We start from the raw sequence: 14509 nt of genomic DNA, 5'->3' as shown, positions 1-14509 counted from the left end.
CAGCTCCGGGGCCAACAGGCGACATTGTAGCCGTCGCAATGCCTAGACGTGGCGATTCCAGGAGAAGCCCGCGAGGGAGTCCCTGTGATATTATGATCCGATGCAGCTTATTTTCATCTATGGGCAAGTCGCCTCGGGAAAACTGACTATCGCGCGCCATCTTGCCTCCCGGACAGGGATTGCGCTGTTTCACAATCACCTCGTCGTCGACGCAGTTGGCGCGGTATTTCCGTTTGGCACGGAGGCATTCTCGCGTTTACGTGAACAGTTCTGGATGGCCGTGTTCGAGGAAGCTGCCAAGCAGAAGCGATCGTTGATATTCACATTCGCCCCCGAGCCAACGGTGGCTGAAGACTTTCCGGTCCGGGTACAAGAACTAGTGGAGCGGAATGGCGGCGAGGTCATCTTCGTAGCACTTCACTTGGAACAGGCCGAGCAAGAGCGACGCCTGGTTGATGAAGATCGTGCCGCCTTCGGCAAGATGCGGGATCTGTCGCTACTGCGCGCACTCCGCTCGCAGTTCGACGCCTGCATGGTATCAATGCCTCAGCCCGCACTAACCCTCGATGTAGGTAATCTGAAGCCGTCTGAGAGTGCCGAGGCTATCTCAAGCCTGATCTCGGTAAAGCCTAAGAGAGAGACTTAAGGCGAGTTGCAGCCCTGCCGTGCGCAACATCCGCTCCGGGTCGATCAGCGCGCCAACACCGGATTCACGTCAATTTGGCACCCGCTTTGAATCCGGCGCAAATCGTGCGCACAACGTTGCGGGCCATCCTCTCGCTGGGGAGATTGGCCGCGACGGCGGTTGCCACGTGGACCGGATGGACAAACACGGTCACCGCGTCCCGCACGACACCGGCCGCGGCCTCGACATCATCAACCCGGATTTCACCGCGTTTTTTTGCATCAGCCAGGATGCGGCCGACCAGAGACGTCATCGCTTTCGAGTACGCCGCTATGATCTCCGGCCGCTCCTCCACGATCCGGCGGTACAGGCCGTAGACCTCCGCGTCGGCAGTGAACCGTTCGCGCTTGCGGGCGTGCAACGCCATCACCATGCCCTCCAGGCGCTCGGCGAAGGATCCTTTCGCCTCGACGAATTTTTTCGCCATCTCTTCCTCGTCGCGCATCATTTCAACGACGAGGGCGTCGAAGATGTCTGCCTTGGAGCGAAAGTGGCGATAGATCGTGGTGTGCGACGTGCCAAGCGCACGCGCGATGTCGACCACGTTCGTCTTTGCCTCACCATGCCGACGCACCTGGGCTCGAGCGGTTTCGAGAATCTGCTCTCGGAACGAATTGTCGTCGGAAGAGGGACTTGAGGGCATATCGACCTGCGTTTCCTGGCGAAAAAGTACAGCAAAGCCGCCCTGCGCGCAAATCCGAACAAAATATGAATTATGTTCGTTGACTTTTGAACGGACGCGCGACATCATCGGGCTCCATTCAGCCCGAGAGGTTCGCCATGAATGATCCCCTGAAGCCATCCGAACAGGCCCGAATTGCGCTCGTGACCGGCGGCTCCGGTTTTGTCGGCGGCCGCCTGATCTCGCAGCTTCTCGCCCGGGGCTGGCAGGTGCGGGCGCTGGCCCGAAGCGCTTCGAGCGAGGCGCAAGTCGAAGCGCTCGGAGCGACGCCGGTTCGGGGTGCGCTCGACGACGAGCAGGCGCTGCGAACGGCGATGCAAGGCTGCGAAATCGTGTTTCACGCTGCTGCGCACTTCAAGCTTTGGGGCAAGCGAGAGCTTTTCGATCGGACCAACGTCGAGGGCACGCGTGTTGTCGTGAACGCGGCGGCGTCGTCGGCCAGCGTGCGCCGCGTGGTTGCGGTCAGCGCAGCGGCGGTGGTCATGGGTGATCCCGAGCCGATGTTGAATGCCGACGAGAGCCTTCCGTTACAAGTCCGCGCCTTCTCGCCCTACGCCTCATCGAAAGCTGAAGGCGAACGCGTCTTGCTGGCCGCGAGCGGCGTCCGCCCGGGCCTGGAGACGATCGCGCTGCGGCCGCCCTTTATCTGGGGAGGCAACATGCCGATCCTCGATCACATGGTGGAGACGGTAAAGGCTGGCCGGTGGCAATGGGTCGCGGGAGGCACGCAGGCCATGTCGAGCTGTCACGTCGACAACTTGTGCACCGCGCTGATACTCGCCGCGGATCGGGGTCGCGGCGGCCAGGCGTATTTCGTCGCAGATGCGGAGCAGAGCACCCTCAAGAGCTTCATCTCGTCGCTGCTTGCCACCCGCGGGGTAAGCCCGCCAGACAAGTCCGTCCCGTTCGCGATGGCCTGGACCATGGCCGGCCTCATGGGAGCAGCGTGGCGCATCCTGCGCCTCAGCGGCGAGCCGCCAATCACGCGCCAGATGCTACGCCTTATCGGCAAGCCATTCACAATCAGCACAGCCAAGGCGCAGGCTGAGTTGGGCTACGCGCCGCAAATCACGATGAAGGAGGGACTTGCCGCGATGCGGCAGCCCGAAGCCAACCTCGCCAGTCTGGCTGACCATCGGGGGCACGCAGTCGCCGTCTCCTGACGGCAAAGCGTCATGCCAGCGTCACTCCACCATCCACGACCCACGCGGCGCCATTCACGTGGGCAGCCTCGTCGGAGGCGAGAAAAGCAACGACGTTCGCGACATCCTGCGGCCGCCCATGCGTGGTCGCAACGTTTCTGCGCAACGCAATGGCGCTGTCACGCGCCTGGCCTTCCAGTTCCCGGATCATGCGCGACTCGACCGGTCCGGGCAGAACGGCGTTGACCCTGATCCTCGTCCCGGCGACATCGAGCGCCGCCGTGCGTGTCAGCCCGAGCACGGCGTGCTTGGAGGCGACATAGCCGGCAAGCCCTGCGCGCCCCCGGATCGCAGAGGTCGATGCGGTGTTGATGATCGCGCCCGTCCCACGCTGTATCATTCTCGCGATCACGTGCTTGAGGCCGAGAAAAACGCCCTTCACATTCACCTGCAGCAGTAGATCGAATGTTTCGTCCGGGTATTCGTGAAGAGGAGCGACGACGCCCTCGATGCCCGCGTTGTTGGCAAAGATGCCGATCGGCCCAAAGCGCGTTTCAGCCGCCTCGACGAAGGCGATTGTATCCTGAGCGATCGAGACATCCGCGCGGATGGCGAGCGCCCTCGCACCGGCCTTCTCGACCAGTTGCGCAGTGGCGCTGGCAGCCGCTTCGTCGCGATCGACGATCGCGACCGCATCGCTCATCCGCGCCAGCCTCAACGCAATGGCGCGTCCGATATCGCCCCCGCCGCCGGTGACGAGCGCGACCGGCGGCCGGTCACTCTCGCTCACGACTTCAGAAACTCGCAGCCGCCATCCGCCAGAGGCCGCCACGCCTCGGACGGCGCAATGGTCTTGACCAGCTTGTAATAGTCCCAGGGATATTTGGAGTCTGCGGGGGTCTTCACCTCGAACAGATACATGTTGTGCAGCTTGCGACCGTCGGCGCGCACGCTGCCCTTGCCGAACAGCGGATCATCGGTCGGCAGCTTCTTCATCTGTTCGACGACCGCCTTGCCGTCGCTGGAAGCGCCGAGCGCATCGACAGCCCTCAGATAGTGCAGCGTCGCGGCATAGGCGCCCGCATGCAACGCGGTCGGATGACGGCCGTTATTGCGCGGCGCGAAGCGCCTGGTCCAGGCGCGCGTGTCGTCATTCAGGTCCCAGTAGAAGGACTCGGTGAACTGCAATCCTTGCGCGATCTTCAAACCGAGCGAATGCACGTCGCTGAGATACAGCACCGTCGCAACGACGCGCTGGCCGCCTTGCGGAATGCCGAATTCGACCGCCTGCTTGATGGAGTTGATGGTGTCGCCGCCGGCATTGATCAGCGCGATGATTTCCGCCTTAGAAGACTGGGCCTGCAACAGGAAGGAGGAGAAGTCCTGCGTGTTGATCGGCGTGCGAACCCCGCCGAGAACCTTGCCGCCGAATTTCTGCACGACGTTCTTGATGTCGCCTTCCATGGCATGGCCGAAGGCATAGTCGGCAGTGAGCAGGAACCAGCTCTTGCCGCCGCTCTCGACGACGGCGCGCGCGACACCCGACGAGAGCGCGTAGGTATCGTACGTCCAGTGCACGAGATTGGGCGAGCAGGACTTGCCGGTCAGGTCCGACGACGAGGCGCCGGACACCAGCAGCGTCTTGTTGTTCTGCTGCACGACGTTGCGGACCGCCAGTGCGACGGCCGAATTCGGCGCATCGACGATCACGTCGACACTTTGCCGATCGATCCACTCGCGCGCGATGTTGGCGCCGAGATCTGCCTTGTTCATGTGGTCGCCGCTGATGATCTCGATTGGCCGGGTCATCCTGGGAGCCGAAGCCTGGAAATCCTCGACCGCCATTTTTGCCGCCAGCAGCGAGCCCGGACCGGTGACATCGGCATAGAGGCTGGACATGTCCGTCAGCACACCGATGCGAAGCGGCTTTGCCTCCTGCGCCCGCGCACCGAGTCCCGTCATGCCCAGCGCCAATCCGCCGGCGCCGGCCAGCAGCCGGCGGCGGCTCACCCGAAATCGTCTTTCCATGTCGAATCCTCCTTTGCCTCGCGCGTGTTTCTTCCCGGTATTCGCCGCCCGCACGTACATCGCGCGCAGGCTGGTCTTGTCGTCAGGGAATGAGCCGCTCGATGAGCCGCCGGTCCTCGACCTCGAATCCGCCGCCATAGACCTCCGACACCATGAAATGCGCGCCGAGGATTTCCGGCTCGAGATCGGCAATCGGATCGTACTCGCTGGCGTGCAGCGTCATCGCGGCACGGCCCGGCACCGGCTTGGAGTATTTCAACGGCGTGCGGCGATAGGCGATGTCTGCATAGGCGATGCCGAGGCGCTCAGGATGCGGCAAACGACGCACATGGATCTCGCCGGCCGGCAGTTCGTCGCCATCGACGATGCGGACGACGGGTGCGGACGCATCCGGCGTAAAGGCGAAATCAGCCAGTGGAATTCCGCGGCGCCGGACCCACCCGGTGATCGAGCCGTCCGGATGCTCGTCGAAGGCGTAATGGGCATCCTTCTTGGTGTAGCCGAACACCTCGCGTCCGGCGCAGATCCCCATGGGATCGCTGCAATACATGAAGATATGCGTCTCGGTGAACAGCCCCTTGTACCGGACAGGCACGGAGATCATCAGATCGAACATCTCGCCCGCGTGCACGGCCAGGGAGTGGCCGGGCGAACGCATGAAGCGGAAAGCGACGCGATCGCTGGCGATCTCGAACGGCGTGTCGGCCAGCAGGGAAGCGACCTTGCCCGGCGCGACACGGGTCATGATCTCGACGGTTCGCAAGGTGCAACCCCACTCGACGGGATAGGCCGGCGAATAGGGCGGATTGACCCCGCTATCCGGCTTGAGCCGGTACTGCGCAAACATGCGCCGACGGGGATCGTTGGGGTCGGTGACCACGGTCATCGGGTCCGCTTCCTCTCTATGTTCATATATGATTTTTAACTTTCATATATGAAATCAGCGGCGAGTCAAGCAGCCCTCCGCGGGAGCGGTTCCACGCCTCGCCGAATTGATTGGCGCCGCGCTGCGAAAATCCTTAACGTCGGGTCTGACCCCAACATGCCGAATCGTTTGCCGATGCCGCCCGCGGAACCACTGCTCAACGCCCCCGAATTCACCGTTTCCGAGCTCTCGCAGTCCCTGAAGCGGACGGTGGAGGATGCCTTTGGCCATGTCCGGGTCCGCGGCGAGATCTCGGGCTTTCGCGGCGCCCACTCCTCCGGCCATTGCTATTTCGCGCTCAAGGACGAGAGCGCCAAGATCGAGGCGGTGATCTGGAAGGGCGTGCACGGACGGATGCGCTTCAAGCCCCAGGAGGGGCTCGAGGTCATCGCCACCGGCAAGCTCACGACCTATCCGGGCTCCTCGAAATACCAGATCGTGATCGAGTCGCTGGAGCCGGCCGGCATCGGCGCGCTGATGGCGTTGATGGAGGAGCGCAAGAAGAAGCTCGCGGCCGAAGGGCTGTTCGACGAGGCGCGCAAGCAGCTGCTGCCCTGGCTGCCGGAGGTGATCGGCGTCGTGACCTCGCCGACCGGCGCCGTGATCCGCGACATCCTGCATCGGCTGGAGGACCGCTTTCCCCGCCGCGTGCTGGTGTGGCCGGTCAAGGTGCAGGGCGACGGCTCGGCCGAGCAGGTCGCAGCCGCGATCCGCGGCTTCAACGCGCTGCCGGAGGGCGGCAAGATTCCGCGGCCCGACGTGTTGATCGTCGCGCGCGGCGGCGGCTCGCTGGAGGACCTCTGGTCGTTCAACGAAGAGATCGTGGTGCGGGCAGCAAGCGAGAGCATGATCCCGCTGATCTCGGCGGTCGGGCACGAGACCGACATCACGCTGATCGACTTCGTCGCCGACAAGCGCGCGCCGACGCCGACGGCGGCGGCCGAGATGGCGGTGCCGGTGCGCGGCGAATTGTTCGTCGAGGTCGCCGATCTCGGCCGGCGCACCCGCGCCTATTGGCAGCGCGCCCAGGAAAGCCGCCGCAGCGAGCTGCGCGCCGCCGCGCGCGCGCTGCCGGCGGCCGGCGATCTGCTCGCGATCCCGCGGCAGCGGCTGGATTCGGCAGGTAGCGCCCTGCCCCGCTGCCTCAAGGCCAACACGCATGCGCATTTCCGCCGGTTTACCGCCGCCAGCTCAAAGCTGACGCTGCGGGTGCTGCACGGCCAGATCGCGCAGGCCGATCACCGGCTCACCGTGTGCGGCGAGCGGCTTGGCCTCTCGGCGCGCTCGCTGCTGCGGCAACGGCGCGATCGCTTCGCCGGACTTGAAGTGCGCCTGCGCGCCTCGAAACTTTCGAATGCGCAGGCGCAGCGCAACGCGATTGCGCGCCAGCGCGAGCGCACCCATCGTCTGGCCGAACGCGCGGGGCGCGCGCTTGCGACGCTGCTGCACCGGCTCGACACAAGGGTCGAGAACAGCGGCAAGCTGCTTTCCGCGCTGTCCTACCGCAGCGTGCTCGCGCGCGGCTTTGCGCTGGTGCGCGATGAGGCCGGCCACCCCCTGCATGCGGCGGACGCGATCGGTCCCGGCGCACGCGTCGAGATCGAATTCGCGGATGGCCGCGTCGGCGCGACGGCGGATGCGGATCGCGCGGCCCCCGCCGCAAAGCGCGCGCCGTCACAGCCGAAGCCGGTCGCGCAGGAGACAAAGCCGGCGCCGAAGCGCGTGGCCAAGCCGGTGGATCAGGGCAGCTTGTTCTGAGGCGGGAGGACGGCGAGTGCTCCACCCTCGCTGTCATTCCCCGCGAAAGCGGGGAATCCAGTACACCGCGGCTCCTCGGTAAATCACAGCCGCCTCGGCGTACTGGATCGCCCGGTCAAGCCGGGCGATGACAGCGGGTGTGTGGATGCAGCTCGCCTACCGGCAGGACAGTCCCGCGTCGATCGTGGTCCAGAAGCCGCAATGTTCCGGCGCTAGCATTGGCGCGCCGGCGCGGGCTTCGAACAGGAAGATCGCGACGGTGAAGACGATCAGTGCGGAGGCGAAGAGAACGATGCGGTTGCGCATGTGAATTCGTTTAACCGCCATCGTGGTCGAATGATGGCACAGTCACAGCTGAAACCGGCGCGGCATGGGTCCGTAGATTCACGGTCGGCCATACTCCGTGCAGGACCGTGGTCGATGCGGGGCTGCCCGCCCACGTTGTTCCTCGGGCGGCCCCGCTTCCGCCTTCGCTTCTACCGAGCCTTCGGCGGGACAAGTCCGCAGCCCGCATGAGCGCAGCGATATGCGGGAACAGTCTTCCCGGATCTCGCTTCGCTCATTCGGGCGACTGGAGCTTCATCACCGCGCCAGCCATCGCGCGACGTCCTTCTGCGATTCCGCACGCGCCTCGGCGTCCATGCCGAAATGGCCGCGCTCGGGCGCGGCGGCGTCGCGGCTGCCGGCAGCTGCGTGCAGCGGCATGTTGGCGCGGTCGAAATCGTGATCGGCGCCGGGATAGACCACGATGCGCGCGAGCGCGCTGCGGCCACGCGCGCCGTCCACCATCTGGCGGCAGGCCGGCGGCGGCGACACGTCGTCATCGGCGCCGATCAGCACAAGCGTCGGTACCCGCGTGCTCCACCCCAAACCCGCCGAGATCCGGCATTCCGGATAGAACGCGATCGCTGCGCGGAAATCCGGACTGAGATCGCGCGCTGCGCTCTGCGGGCGCACCGCCCAGAGCAGCGCACTCGCGCCGTTGGCCCAGCCGATCAGGCTGACGCGGTCGTGCGCCACCCAGGCCTGCTTCATCAGCCAGGCGCGTGAGGCCGCGATATCGGCGACACGCTCGCGCCGCGCCTTGACATGCATCTCCCGGACGCGGCATTGCGGCCCGAGTTCGCGCGAGCCGTAGCTGTCCGGCAGCAGCACGGCATTGCCCGCCTTGAGCAGGCGCTCGGCCCAATCCCGATAGCGCGGCAGCACGGGATCGGAATGGCCACCGAGGCCGCCGCAGCCATGCAGCGCGATCACGGTCGGAAACGGGCCAGCGCCCTCGGGCTTGTAGAGCTGCGCATGGAGGACCCCGGACGCGAGCGGAATGTCGACCGGCTGCGGCGCCGGTGCGGCGTGCGCAGTCGATATCAGCAGCGTCAGGAACAGGGCGGTCAGTCGAAGGCGCATCGGACTCTGCCGTATCGGGTGCCGGGGCCGCGCGCGGCACACCGGGACAATCCTTCGGTCGTGCAGTATCACGGGCAAACGGGGGCAAAACATCACAAACCGGTGGGTTTGACGGGCGGACAAGCCACCCTATCTATGCTACATCCAATCCAACACATTCTGCCCTCCAGGGTTTTCCAGGGAGAGGCCTTCCACGGAGACTTTCGACCGTGCTGAACAAGTTCGGCCCCTCGGGCCATGGCGAAGCGCAGGTGCAGTATCTCGACGGCGATTTCCGCGTCATCTCGCCGGGGACCTTCGTGCGCTGCGCGATCACCGACACGCGGATCCCGCTCGACGAGTTGAAGTACTGGAGCGTGGATCTGCAGGAGGCCTACGCCACACCCGCCGCGGTGCTGCAGCGGCATTTCCCCGGCGCGCTCAAGCCGCAGCCGTAAGGCCTGCTGTTCGCGGCTATTGCTGCTCCGTGCCATCCGACGAGCCTGCGCAGGTCTTGATGAAATCCTTCCGGGCATCTCCGACGATTTTCTGATCGATCGCCTGCTTCAGACAATCGACCCGCGCCTGCGCCATGCAGAGCTGCCGCTGGTCGCGCCTGTCCTGTCCCTTCAGGTTTTGCGTCGTAGCCAGGCACGTGACCCGTTTGGTGGCGGGAACCGGCACCGCGCCGGGAGCAGCGGACGGCATCGTTTGTGCAGCAAACACAGGCGCAATGATCAGACACACAAGGCTGGCGGCGACAGTCGCGGACGGCAGTTTCATCGCATTCTCCCGATCGCCTGAACCGATAGAAGTCTTGCGATGAATGTCGCCTGAATGACGGGCTGCTGCAGGATCGACAAGGCGCAGCAGCGCGAGCAGTGCAGCTTATGTCGAAGCACGTGTGTCGCATCCCGGCGATGTTCGCGCGCCTGACCTGACCGCCTCACAGCCGAAATGATCTCCGTCGTGCCGCTCCGAGTTGCATCGAACAGTTGCGTGCACTCCGTGGCGAGTCATTTCGCGCTGTGGTTGGATTCCTCGTCGCCGTTCGGCGCCCTTAAGTTGTTTGACGAAGTCCTGGTGAAACAGATCGCTGCTAAAGTGCATGTTAGGTAATCAGCCCTGTTCCTTTTCGCACAGACGATCAACTCAACCGAGCAGCCGTCGAGCTTCGGAATTGGCACAGTCTGTGAACGGGCTCATATCGAAGAGCCACCTGACAGGCTATGATCATCGCGAAAATTCGCAGTGGAATATCTGTAAATTGAGAGTCACGATGGGGATGATCATGCCCGCCATACTAGACCTGCTCTATCGTGAATATTGCCGCGCCCGTCTCGCCGAGATGCGCAGGCAGCTTCTGATCGCAGCTGAACGCTCTGAAACTCTGGAAGCGGATCATCACCCTGCGAAGCAGGGCGACGATGAGAGAGCGGACGCACACCGCAAGACCGGTCAGGGCATGCCGAACTGAAGCGGCCGCAAGACCGGCGATCACTCCCGCATGGCAGTGACCAGGCAACTGGCGACCAGTTTGGGAGACAGCAATGAACGCACCGCAGTACTATACTGTCATCATGGCTTGCATCTCGTGCGTGACCATTATCGGATTGATGGCCGTCGGGGCGTGGTGAGCCGGACGGAGTTCTGAACCGCAATCGCAAGCCGTCACCAAGACCCGCTGGCGCGCACGTTTGCTCACGCTACGAGATCATCGCCTGCCGAACCGCCGCTCGCGCGCCTTGTAGAGATGATCGCTGATCAGTTGCCGCAGCTTTGCCGGCTCGTCGAACTCGAGCTGAACGGCGAACGGCACGATGCCGTCGGGCACGTCCGCGCGGCCGCGCAGGCGTGCAAGATCCTTTTCCGTCGTCACCAGCGTGAGCTGCTCGCGCTGGGCCTCCGCGGCGAGAGCTGCGATCTCGTCTTGCGAAAACACGTGGTGGTCGGCGAAGGCGCGCGTGCGCGCGACCTCGATCCCGCTGGCGCGCAAGCTGCGGAAGAAGCGCTCGGGATCGCCGATGCCGGCGAACGCGAGGACCCGCTTGCCCAGCAGCTGCGCGAGCGATGCGGCAACCGGCTTCAGGCGTGCGCGCAGCTCCGGCTTGTCGCGCTTGGCAAGCTCGGCCGCGACATCGTTGGCGGCGCGGCCATCGCCGATCAGCACCAGCGCATCGGTGCGCGCGAGCTGGGCCTGCAGCGGCGCACGCAGGGGGCCTGCGGGAAACACCTGGCCGTTGCCGAGGCCGCGCTCGCTGTCGATCACGATCAGGGACGCGTCTTTCAGAAGGCCCGGGTTCTGAAAACCGTCATCCATCAGGATCACGGTGGCGCCCTGCGATTTCGCCAGCGCGACGCCGCCGAGGCGGTCGCGCGCGACTGCGACCGGGACGTCGCGCGCCATCATCAGGGGCTCGTCGCCGATATCGGATGCGGTGTGACGGGCGCGGTCGACCATCACCGGGCCCTTCAGGCGCCCGCCATAGCCGCGGCTGAGCACGACCGGCGTCTCGCCGAGCTCGCGCAAAAGCCCGGTCAACGCCAGCACCGTCGGCGTCTTGCCGGCGCCGCCGACATGATAGTTGCCGACGCAGATCACGGGAATGCCGGCGTCCACGCCGTTGCGCAGCATGCGCCATGCGGTGACGGCGCCGTAGAGCGCACCCAGCGGACAGAGGACATACGACTGCGGGGAGCGGGGCCGGTACCAGAAGGCCGGCTCACGCATTGGCGGCCCCCATCTCGATCCGCAACTGCAGCAGATACGGCTCGAGCGCGGTCATGGTGCGATCGAGCGCACCGCCGAGCTGCTCGACCACGCCTGAGCCTGCGCGTTGCATCTTGTCGCGCACCGTCGGCTCGGCCAGGAGCAGGCCGAGCTGCTTGACCAGCGCCTCCTGTGTATCGGCCTGCCGCGCTCCGCCGCTGCCGTCGAGCGCTTCATAGACGTCGGCGAAATTGAAGACGTGCGGACCATGGACGACCGCGGCGCCAAGCTTGATCGCCTCGATCGGATTCTGGCCGCCATGGCGGATCAGCGATCCGCCCATGAACACGATCGGCGAGAGGCGGTAGAACAGGCCGAGCTCGCCCATGGTGTCGGCAACATAGACATCGGTCGTGGCCGTCGGCAGCTCCTCGCGCGAGCGCAGCGCCGGCTTCAGGCCGGTCGCCGTGACCAGGCCTGCGATCGCGGAGCCGCGGTCCGGATGCCGCGGCACGATCACCGTGAGAAGCTGCGGGAAGAAACCAACGAGGCTGCGATGCGCCGCGATCAGCATCTCGTCCTCGCCCGGATGGGTCGACGCCGCGACGACGATCGGACGCCCGCGCGTCATCGCCATCAGCCGTTCGAGCTTTGCGAGATCGGCCGGCGGCGCCGCCACGTCCAGCTTCAGATTGCCCGTGGTGACGACGTCGCGGCCACCGAGCGCGGAAAAGCGCTCGGCATCGGTCTTCGACTGCGCAAGACAAATGTCGAACCGCGACAGCAGCGCCGAGATGGTGCCGTGCAAGCGGCGCCAGCGCGGGAAGGAACGCGGTGACATCCGCCCGTTGATCAGCACCATCGGCATCCGGCGCGCCGCGCCGGCGAGGATCAGGTTCGGCCACAGGTCGGATTCGATGAACAGCGCCAGCGACGGCTTCCAGTGATCGAGGAAGCGCGCGACATAGCGCGGAGAGTCATACGGCACGTATTGATGGATGACGTCAGGCGGAAAGCGCTTTGCCACCACCGCCGCCGAGGTGACGGTGCCCGAAGTGAGCAGGATGCGCAGATTGAGATCGCGCAGGCGCCCGATCAGCGCCGCCGCGGCCAGCACCTCGCCGACGCTGGCGCCGTGGATCCAGACCAGCGGGCCATGCGGCCGCACGTCACCGGACAGCCCTCGTCGCTCGCCGACGCGCGCGGGATCCTCCTTGCCCTGCTTCAGCCGCCGCTTGATCAGCGCAGGCGCAAGCGGCACCAGGCCGGAGGCCAGACGCTGATACATCCGCAGCGTCATCGGCAGCGAATTAGACATCTGCAGGTCCCGGGCGGCCGAGTTGCGCATAGGCGCGGCGGGTGGCTTCGTTCAAGGTGTCTTCCAGCTCCTGCCGCAACGCTTCCATCGTCGCGGCGTCGGCATCCGGAGGAACGTGGATTTCCCTGATGCCGACCAATGCGCCGCGCCCGAATGGCAAGTTGATGGTGGTGCGGTCCCAGTTCTTGAGCCGGACGAAGCGGCTGGTCGCCATCGCGAAAGGCATGATCGGCCGCCCCGATTCCCGTGCCAGCATGATAATGCCGAGCCCGGCCACGCGCGAGCGCTTGGGGACATCGGCGGTCAACGCGACATTACAACCGGCCTGGAGCGTCCGCACCATTTCCTTGAAGGCGCCCACACCTCCCTTGCGATGGAACGCCCCGCCATGGTCGCCGGAGCCGCGGATGGTGCCGATGCCGAGCCGTTCGGCCGCGATCGCATTGAACTCGCCGTCGCGATGGCGGGAGATCAGGACCTTGGCCCGATAGGAGGCCTTGTCCTGGTTCTTGATGAAGGGCGTCAGGAAATGCTGGCCGTGCCAGAACGCGAAGATCGCAGGCAGCTGCGGCTCGACGCGTTCATAGACGTTCGGGGGATCGAACGTGAACCTGTTGGTCCGCCAGACCAGACGCAGATATTCGGCCGCCAGGACCCCGACGGCACGCTGAAGCCAGCTGCTTCGCAGCGTATTGCGAAGCAGTCTTTTCAACGCGCCGGTTCTTGATTCGGGTCGAGCAGCCGGTGGAGATGGACGATGAAATAGCGCATCTGTGCGTTGTCGACCGTGCTCTGCGCCTTGGCGCGCCAGGCGGCATAGGCGGCCGCATAGTTCGGATAGAGGCCGACGATCTCGACGTCGTCGAGATTCTTGAAGGTGTTGCCCTCGAGATCGACGAGTTCGCCGCCGATGACGAGGTGAAGCAGTTGTTGCGGGGCACTATCTGGCATGAGTTCTATTCCTAACGGGCTGCCCGGCAAAGCAGTGTCCGACAAGCACGACGAAGCGCTTCACGGCAAGGGACGGTTGCGAAAATGCGCGACAATGCCCGCATGACGATCGCGTCCCGCTGCCACCAGCACCCCGTGCGCCACTTCCCGGCGGTTATAGAGGATGGGTTCTCCGGAGAGGTTGCTCATCCTACCATCCGCTTCCTGCACGATCAAATCGGCCGCCGCAAGGTCCCAGTCATGGCTGTTGCCCCCCGCAAAAGCCGCATCCAGCGCGCCATGGGCGACCCGGCACAGCCGCAGCGCCAGCGAGCCGATTCGCCGATGCAGCTTGATTTCGCCGAGTGACGGCTTCAGGCGCTCGACCAGCGGCTTCGGGCCGGCGACGCGGGCGAAGTCGAGCTCGGATCCGGACGTCGCCCGCACCGGCTTGTCGTTGAGCGTCGTGCCCTGGCCGCGCACTGCGAAAAAGAACTCGTCGCTCGTTGGTGCAAATACCGCGGCAAGAACGGGCGAGGCGTCTTCCACCAGCGCCACACTGACGCACCATTCGTCATGACCGCCCAAATAATTGCGCGTGCCGTCGATGGGATCGACGATCCATGTCAGCCGCCGCGACAGCCGTACGGCATCGTCTGCGCTCTCCTCGGACAGCCAGCCATAGTCGGGTGTCGCAGCGCGCAGGCGCGCTTCGAGGAGATCGTTGACCGCGATGTCGGCCTCCGACACCGGCGAGGATGCGCCCTTGGTCCACTTCCTCAGCTCGGTGCGAAACATCGACTGGGCGAGCGCACCCGCCTCCCGCACCGTGTCCTTCAGCAGCGCCGCGTCGCGGGCCAGGGTGGTGTCGTCGAGAACAGGAGTCATCCGAGTCAATCGAGCTGCATGCGAGGACCACCTCTCCCCATCGGGGAGAGGTCGATT

General features: G+C 65.1%; 17 protein-coding genes. 5 read left to right on the top strand and 12 right to left on the bottom strand.

Annotated features, from left to right (window positions below):
- The first annotated feature begins 100 nt into the window (after positions 1 to 100).
- Positions 101 to 646 (top strand): hypothetical protein, encoded by a 546-nt coding sequence (locus ACSHT2_RS24980; RefSeq protein ID WP_440637167.1) that lies wholly within the window; start codon positions 101 to 103, stop codon positions 644 to 646.
- Positions 647 to 710: 64 nt separating this feature from the next.
- Here ACSHT2_RS24980 and ACSHT2_RS24975 read toward each other — a convergent pair whose 3' ends face one another.
- Positions 711 to 1436: a TetR/AcrR family transcriptional regulator gene (locus tag ACSHT2_RS24975; RefSeq protein WP_440637166.1), complete on the bottom strand. Its 726-nt coding sequence runs from the start codon at positions 1434 to 1436 to the stop codon at positions 711 to 713.
- Positions 1437 to 1465: 29 nt separating this feature from the next.
- Between ACSHT2_RS24975 and ACSHT2_RS24970 the strand changes: the two genes are divergently transcribed.
- Positions 1466 to 2530: an NAD-dependent epimerase/dehydratase family protein gene (locus tag ACSHT2_RS24970; RefSeq protein WP_440637165.1), complete on the top strand. Its 1065-nt coding sequence runs from the start codon at positions 1466 to 1468 to the stop codon at positions 2528 to 2530.
- A 10-nt stretch (positions 2531 to 2540) separates the two neighbouring features.
- Here ACSHT2_RS24970 and ACSHT2_RS24965 read toward each other — a convergent pair whose 3' ends face one another.
- The 3 genes from ACSHT2_RS24965 to ACSHT2_RS24955 all read right to left on the bottom strand — a co-directional run bounded on the left by ACSHT2_RS24965 (position 2541) and on the right by ACSHT2_RS24955 (position 5423).
- Entirely contained in the window at positions 2541 to 3299 is a 759-nt protein-coding gene (locus ACSHT2_RS24965; RefSeq protein ID WP_440637164.1) for an SDR family NAD(P)-dependent oxidoreductase, read from the bottom strand.
- Complete coding sequence (locus ACSHT2_RS24960; RefSeq protein WP_440642924.1) at positions 3296 to 4471, bottom strand: ABC transporter substrate-binding protein; 1176 nt, start codon at positions 4469 to 4471, stop codon at positions 3296 to 3298. The genes ACSHT2_RS24965 and ACSHT2_RS24960 overlap by 4 nt, the downstream gene beginning before the upstream one ends.
- 148 nt (positions 4472 to 4619) lie before the next feature.
- Positions 4620 to 5423 (bottom strand): acetoacetate decarboxylase family protein, encoded by an 804-nt coding sequence (locus tag ACSHT2_RS24955; protein ID WP_271531957.1) that lies wholly within the window; start codon positions 5421 to 5423, stop codon positions 4620 to 4622.
- Between the two features lie 174 nt (positions 5424 to 5597).
- Between ACSHT2_RS24955 and xseA the strand changes: the two genes are divergently transcribed.
- Entirely contained in the window at positions 5598 to 7220 is a 1623-nt protein-coding gene (gene xseA, locus ACSHT2_RS24950) for an exodeoxyribonuclease VII large subunit (protein WP_440642923.1), read from the top strand.
- 156 nt (positions 7221 to 7376) lie between these two features.
- Here xseA and ACSHT2_RS24945 read toward each other — a convergent pair whose 3' ends face one another.
- Together ACSHT2_RS24945 and ACSHT2_RS24940 are read right to left on the bottom strand one after the other, a co-directional pair.
- Positions 7377 to 7526 (bottom strand): hypothetical protein, encoded by a 150-nt coding sequence (locus ACSHT2_RS24945; RefSeq protein ID WP_162832052.1) that lies wholly within the window; start codon positions 7524 to 7526, stop codon positions 7377 to 7379.
- Positions 7527 to 7802: 276 nt separating this feature from the next.
- Positions 7803 to 8627, bottom strand: coding sequence for a dienelactone hydrolase family protein (locus ACSHT2_RS24940; protein ID WP_440637163.1), 825 nt, complete (start codon positions 8625 to 8627; stop codon positions 7803 to 7805).
- 209 nt (positions 8628 to 8836) lie between these two features.
- Here ACSHT2_RS24940 and ACSHT2_RS24935 point away from each other — a divergent pair, with 209 nt between their 5' ends.
- The gene (locus ACSHT2_RS24935) at positions 8837 to 9064 is read left to right on the top strand and encodes a DUF2093 domain-containing protein (protein WP_014491939.1); all 228 of its coding nucleotides are present in this window, start codon (positions 8837 to 8839) and stop codon (positions 9062 to 9064) included.
- A 16-nt stretch (positions 9065 to 9080) separates the two neighbouring features.
- Here the strand turns inward: ACSHT2_RS24935 and ACSHT2_RS24930 are convergent, their stop codons facing one another.
- Positions 9081 to 9389, bottom strand: a complete 309-nt coding sequence (locus tag ACSHT2_RS24930; RefSeq protein ID WP_440637161.1) for a hypothetical protein — start codon at positions 9387 to 9389, stop codon at positions 9081 to 9083.
- Positions 9390 to 9885: 496 nt separating this feature from the next.
- Between ACSHT2_RS24930 and ACSHT2_RS24925 the strand changes: the two genes are divergently transcribed.
- Entirely contained in the window at positions 9886 to 10083 is a 198-nt protein-coding gene (locus tag ACSHT2_RS24925; RefSeq protein ID WP_440637160.1) for a hypothetical protein, read from the top strand.
- Between the two features lie 237 nt (positions 10084 to 10320).
- Here the strand turns inward: ACSHT2_RS24925 and lpxK are convergent, their stop codons facing one another.
- Genes lpxK through ACSHT2_RS24900 form a run of 5 tightly spaced genes read right to left on the bottom strand, consistent with a single transcriptional unit; the run spans position 10321 to position 14452 of the window.
- Positions 10321 to 11337, bottom strand: a complete 1017-nt coding sequence (lpxK, locus tag ACSHT2_RS24920) for a tetraacyldisaccharide 4'-kinase (RefSeq protein WP_440637159.1) — start codon at positions 11335 to 11337, stop codon at positions 10321 to 10323.
- Positions 11330 to 12664: a 3-deoxy-D-manno-octulosonic acid transferase gene (locus tag ACSHT2_RS24915; protein WP_440637158.1), complete on the bottom strand. Its 1335-nt coding sequence runs from the start codon at positions 12662 to 12664 to the stop codon at positions 11330 to 11332. The genes lpxK and ACSHT2_RS24915 overlap by 8 nt, the downstream gene beginning before the upstream one ends.
- Positions 12627 to 13346, bottom strand: a complete 720-nt coding sequence (locus ACSHT2_RS24910; protein WP_440637157.1) for a lysophospholipid acyltransferase family protein — start codon at positions 13344 to 13346, stop codon at positions 12627 to 12629. Before ACSHT2_RS24910 ends, ACSHT2_RS24915 begins: the two co-directional genes overlap by 38 nt.
- On the bottom strand, positions 13343 to 13585 hold the full coding sequence (locus ACSHT2_RS24905) for a DUF4170 domain-containing protein (RefSeq protein WP_271531942.1): 243 nt from the start codon (positions 13583 to 13585) through the stop codon (positions 13343 to 13345). The genes ACSHT2_RS24910 and ACSHT2_RS24905 overlap by 4 nt, the downstream gene beginning before the upstream one ends.
- 60 nt (positions 13586 to 13645) lie before the next feature.
- Complete coding sequence (locus ACSHT2_RS24900; RefSeq protein ID WP_440637156.1) at positions 13646 to 14452, bottom strand: 3'(2'),5'-bisphosphate nucleotidase CysQ; 807 nt, start codon at positions 14450 to 14452, stop codon at positions 13646 to 13648.
- Between the last annotated feature and the right edge of the window lie 57 nt (positions 14453 to 14509).

Origin of the sequence: Bradyrhizobium sp. PUT101 (genome assembly GCF_052043945.1) — a bacterium.
Lineage (GTDB): Bacteria > Pseudomonadota > Alphaproteobacteria > Rhizobiales > Xanthobacteraceae > Bradyrhizobium.
This window is presented reverse-complemented; position numbering and strand designations above follow the sequence as displayed.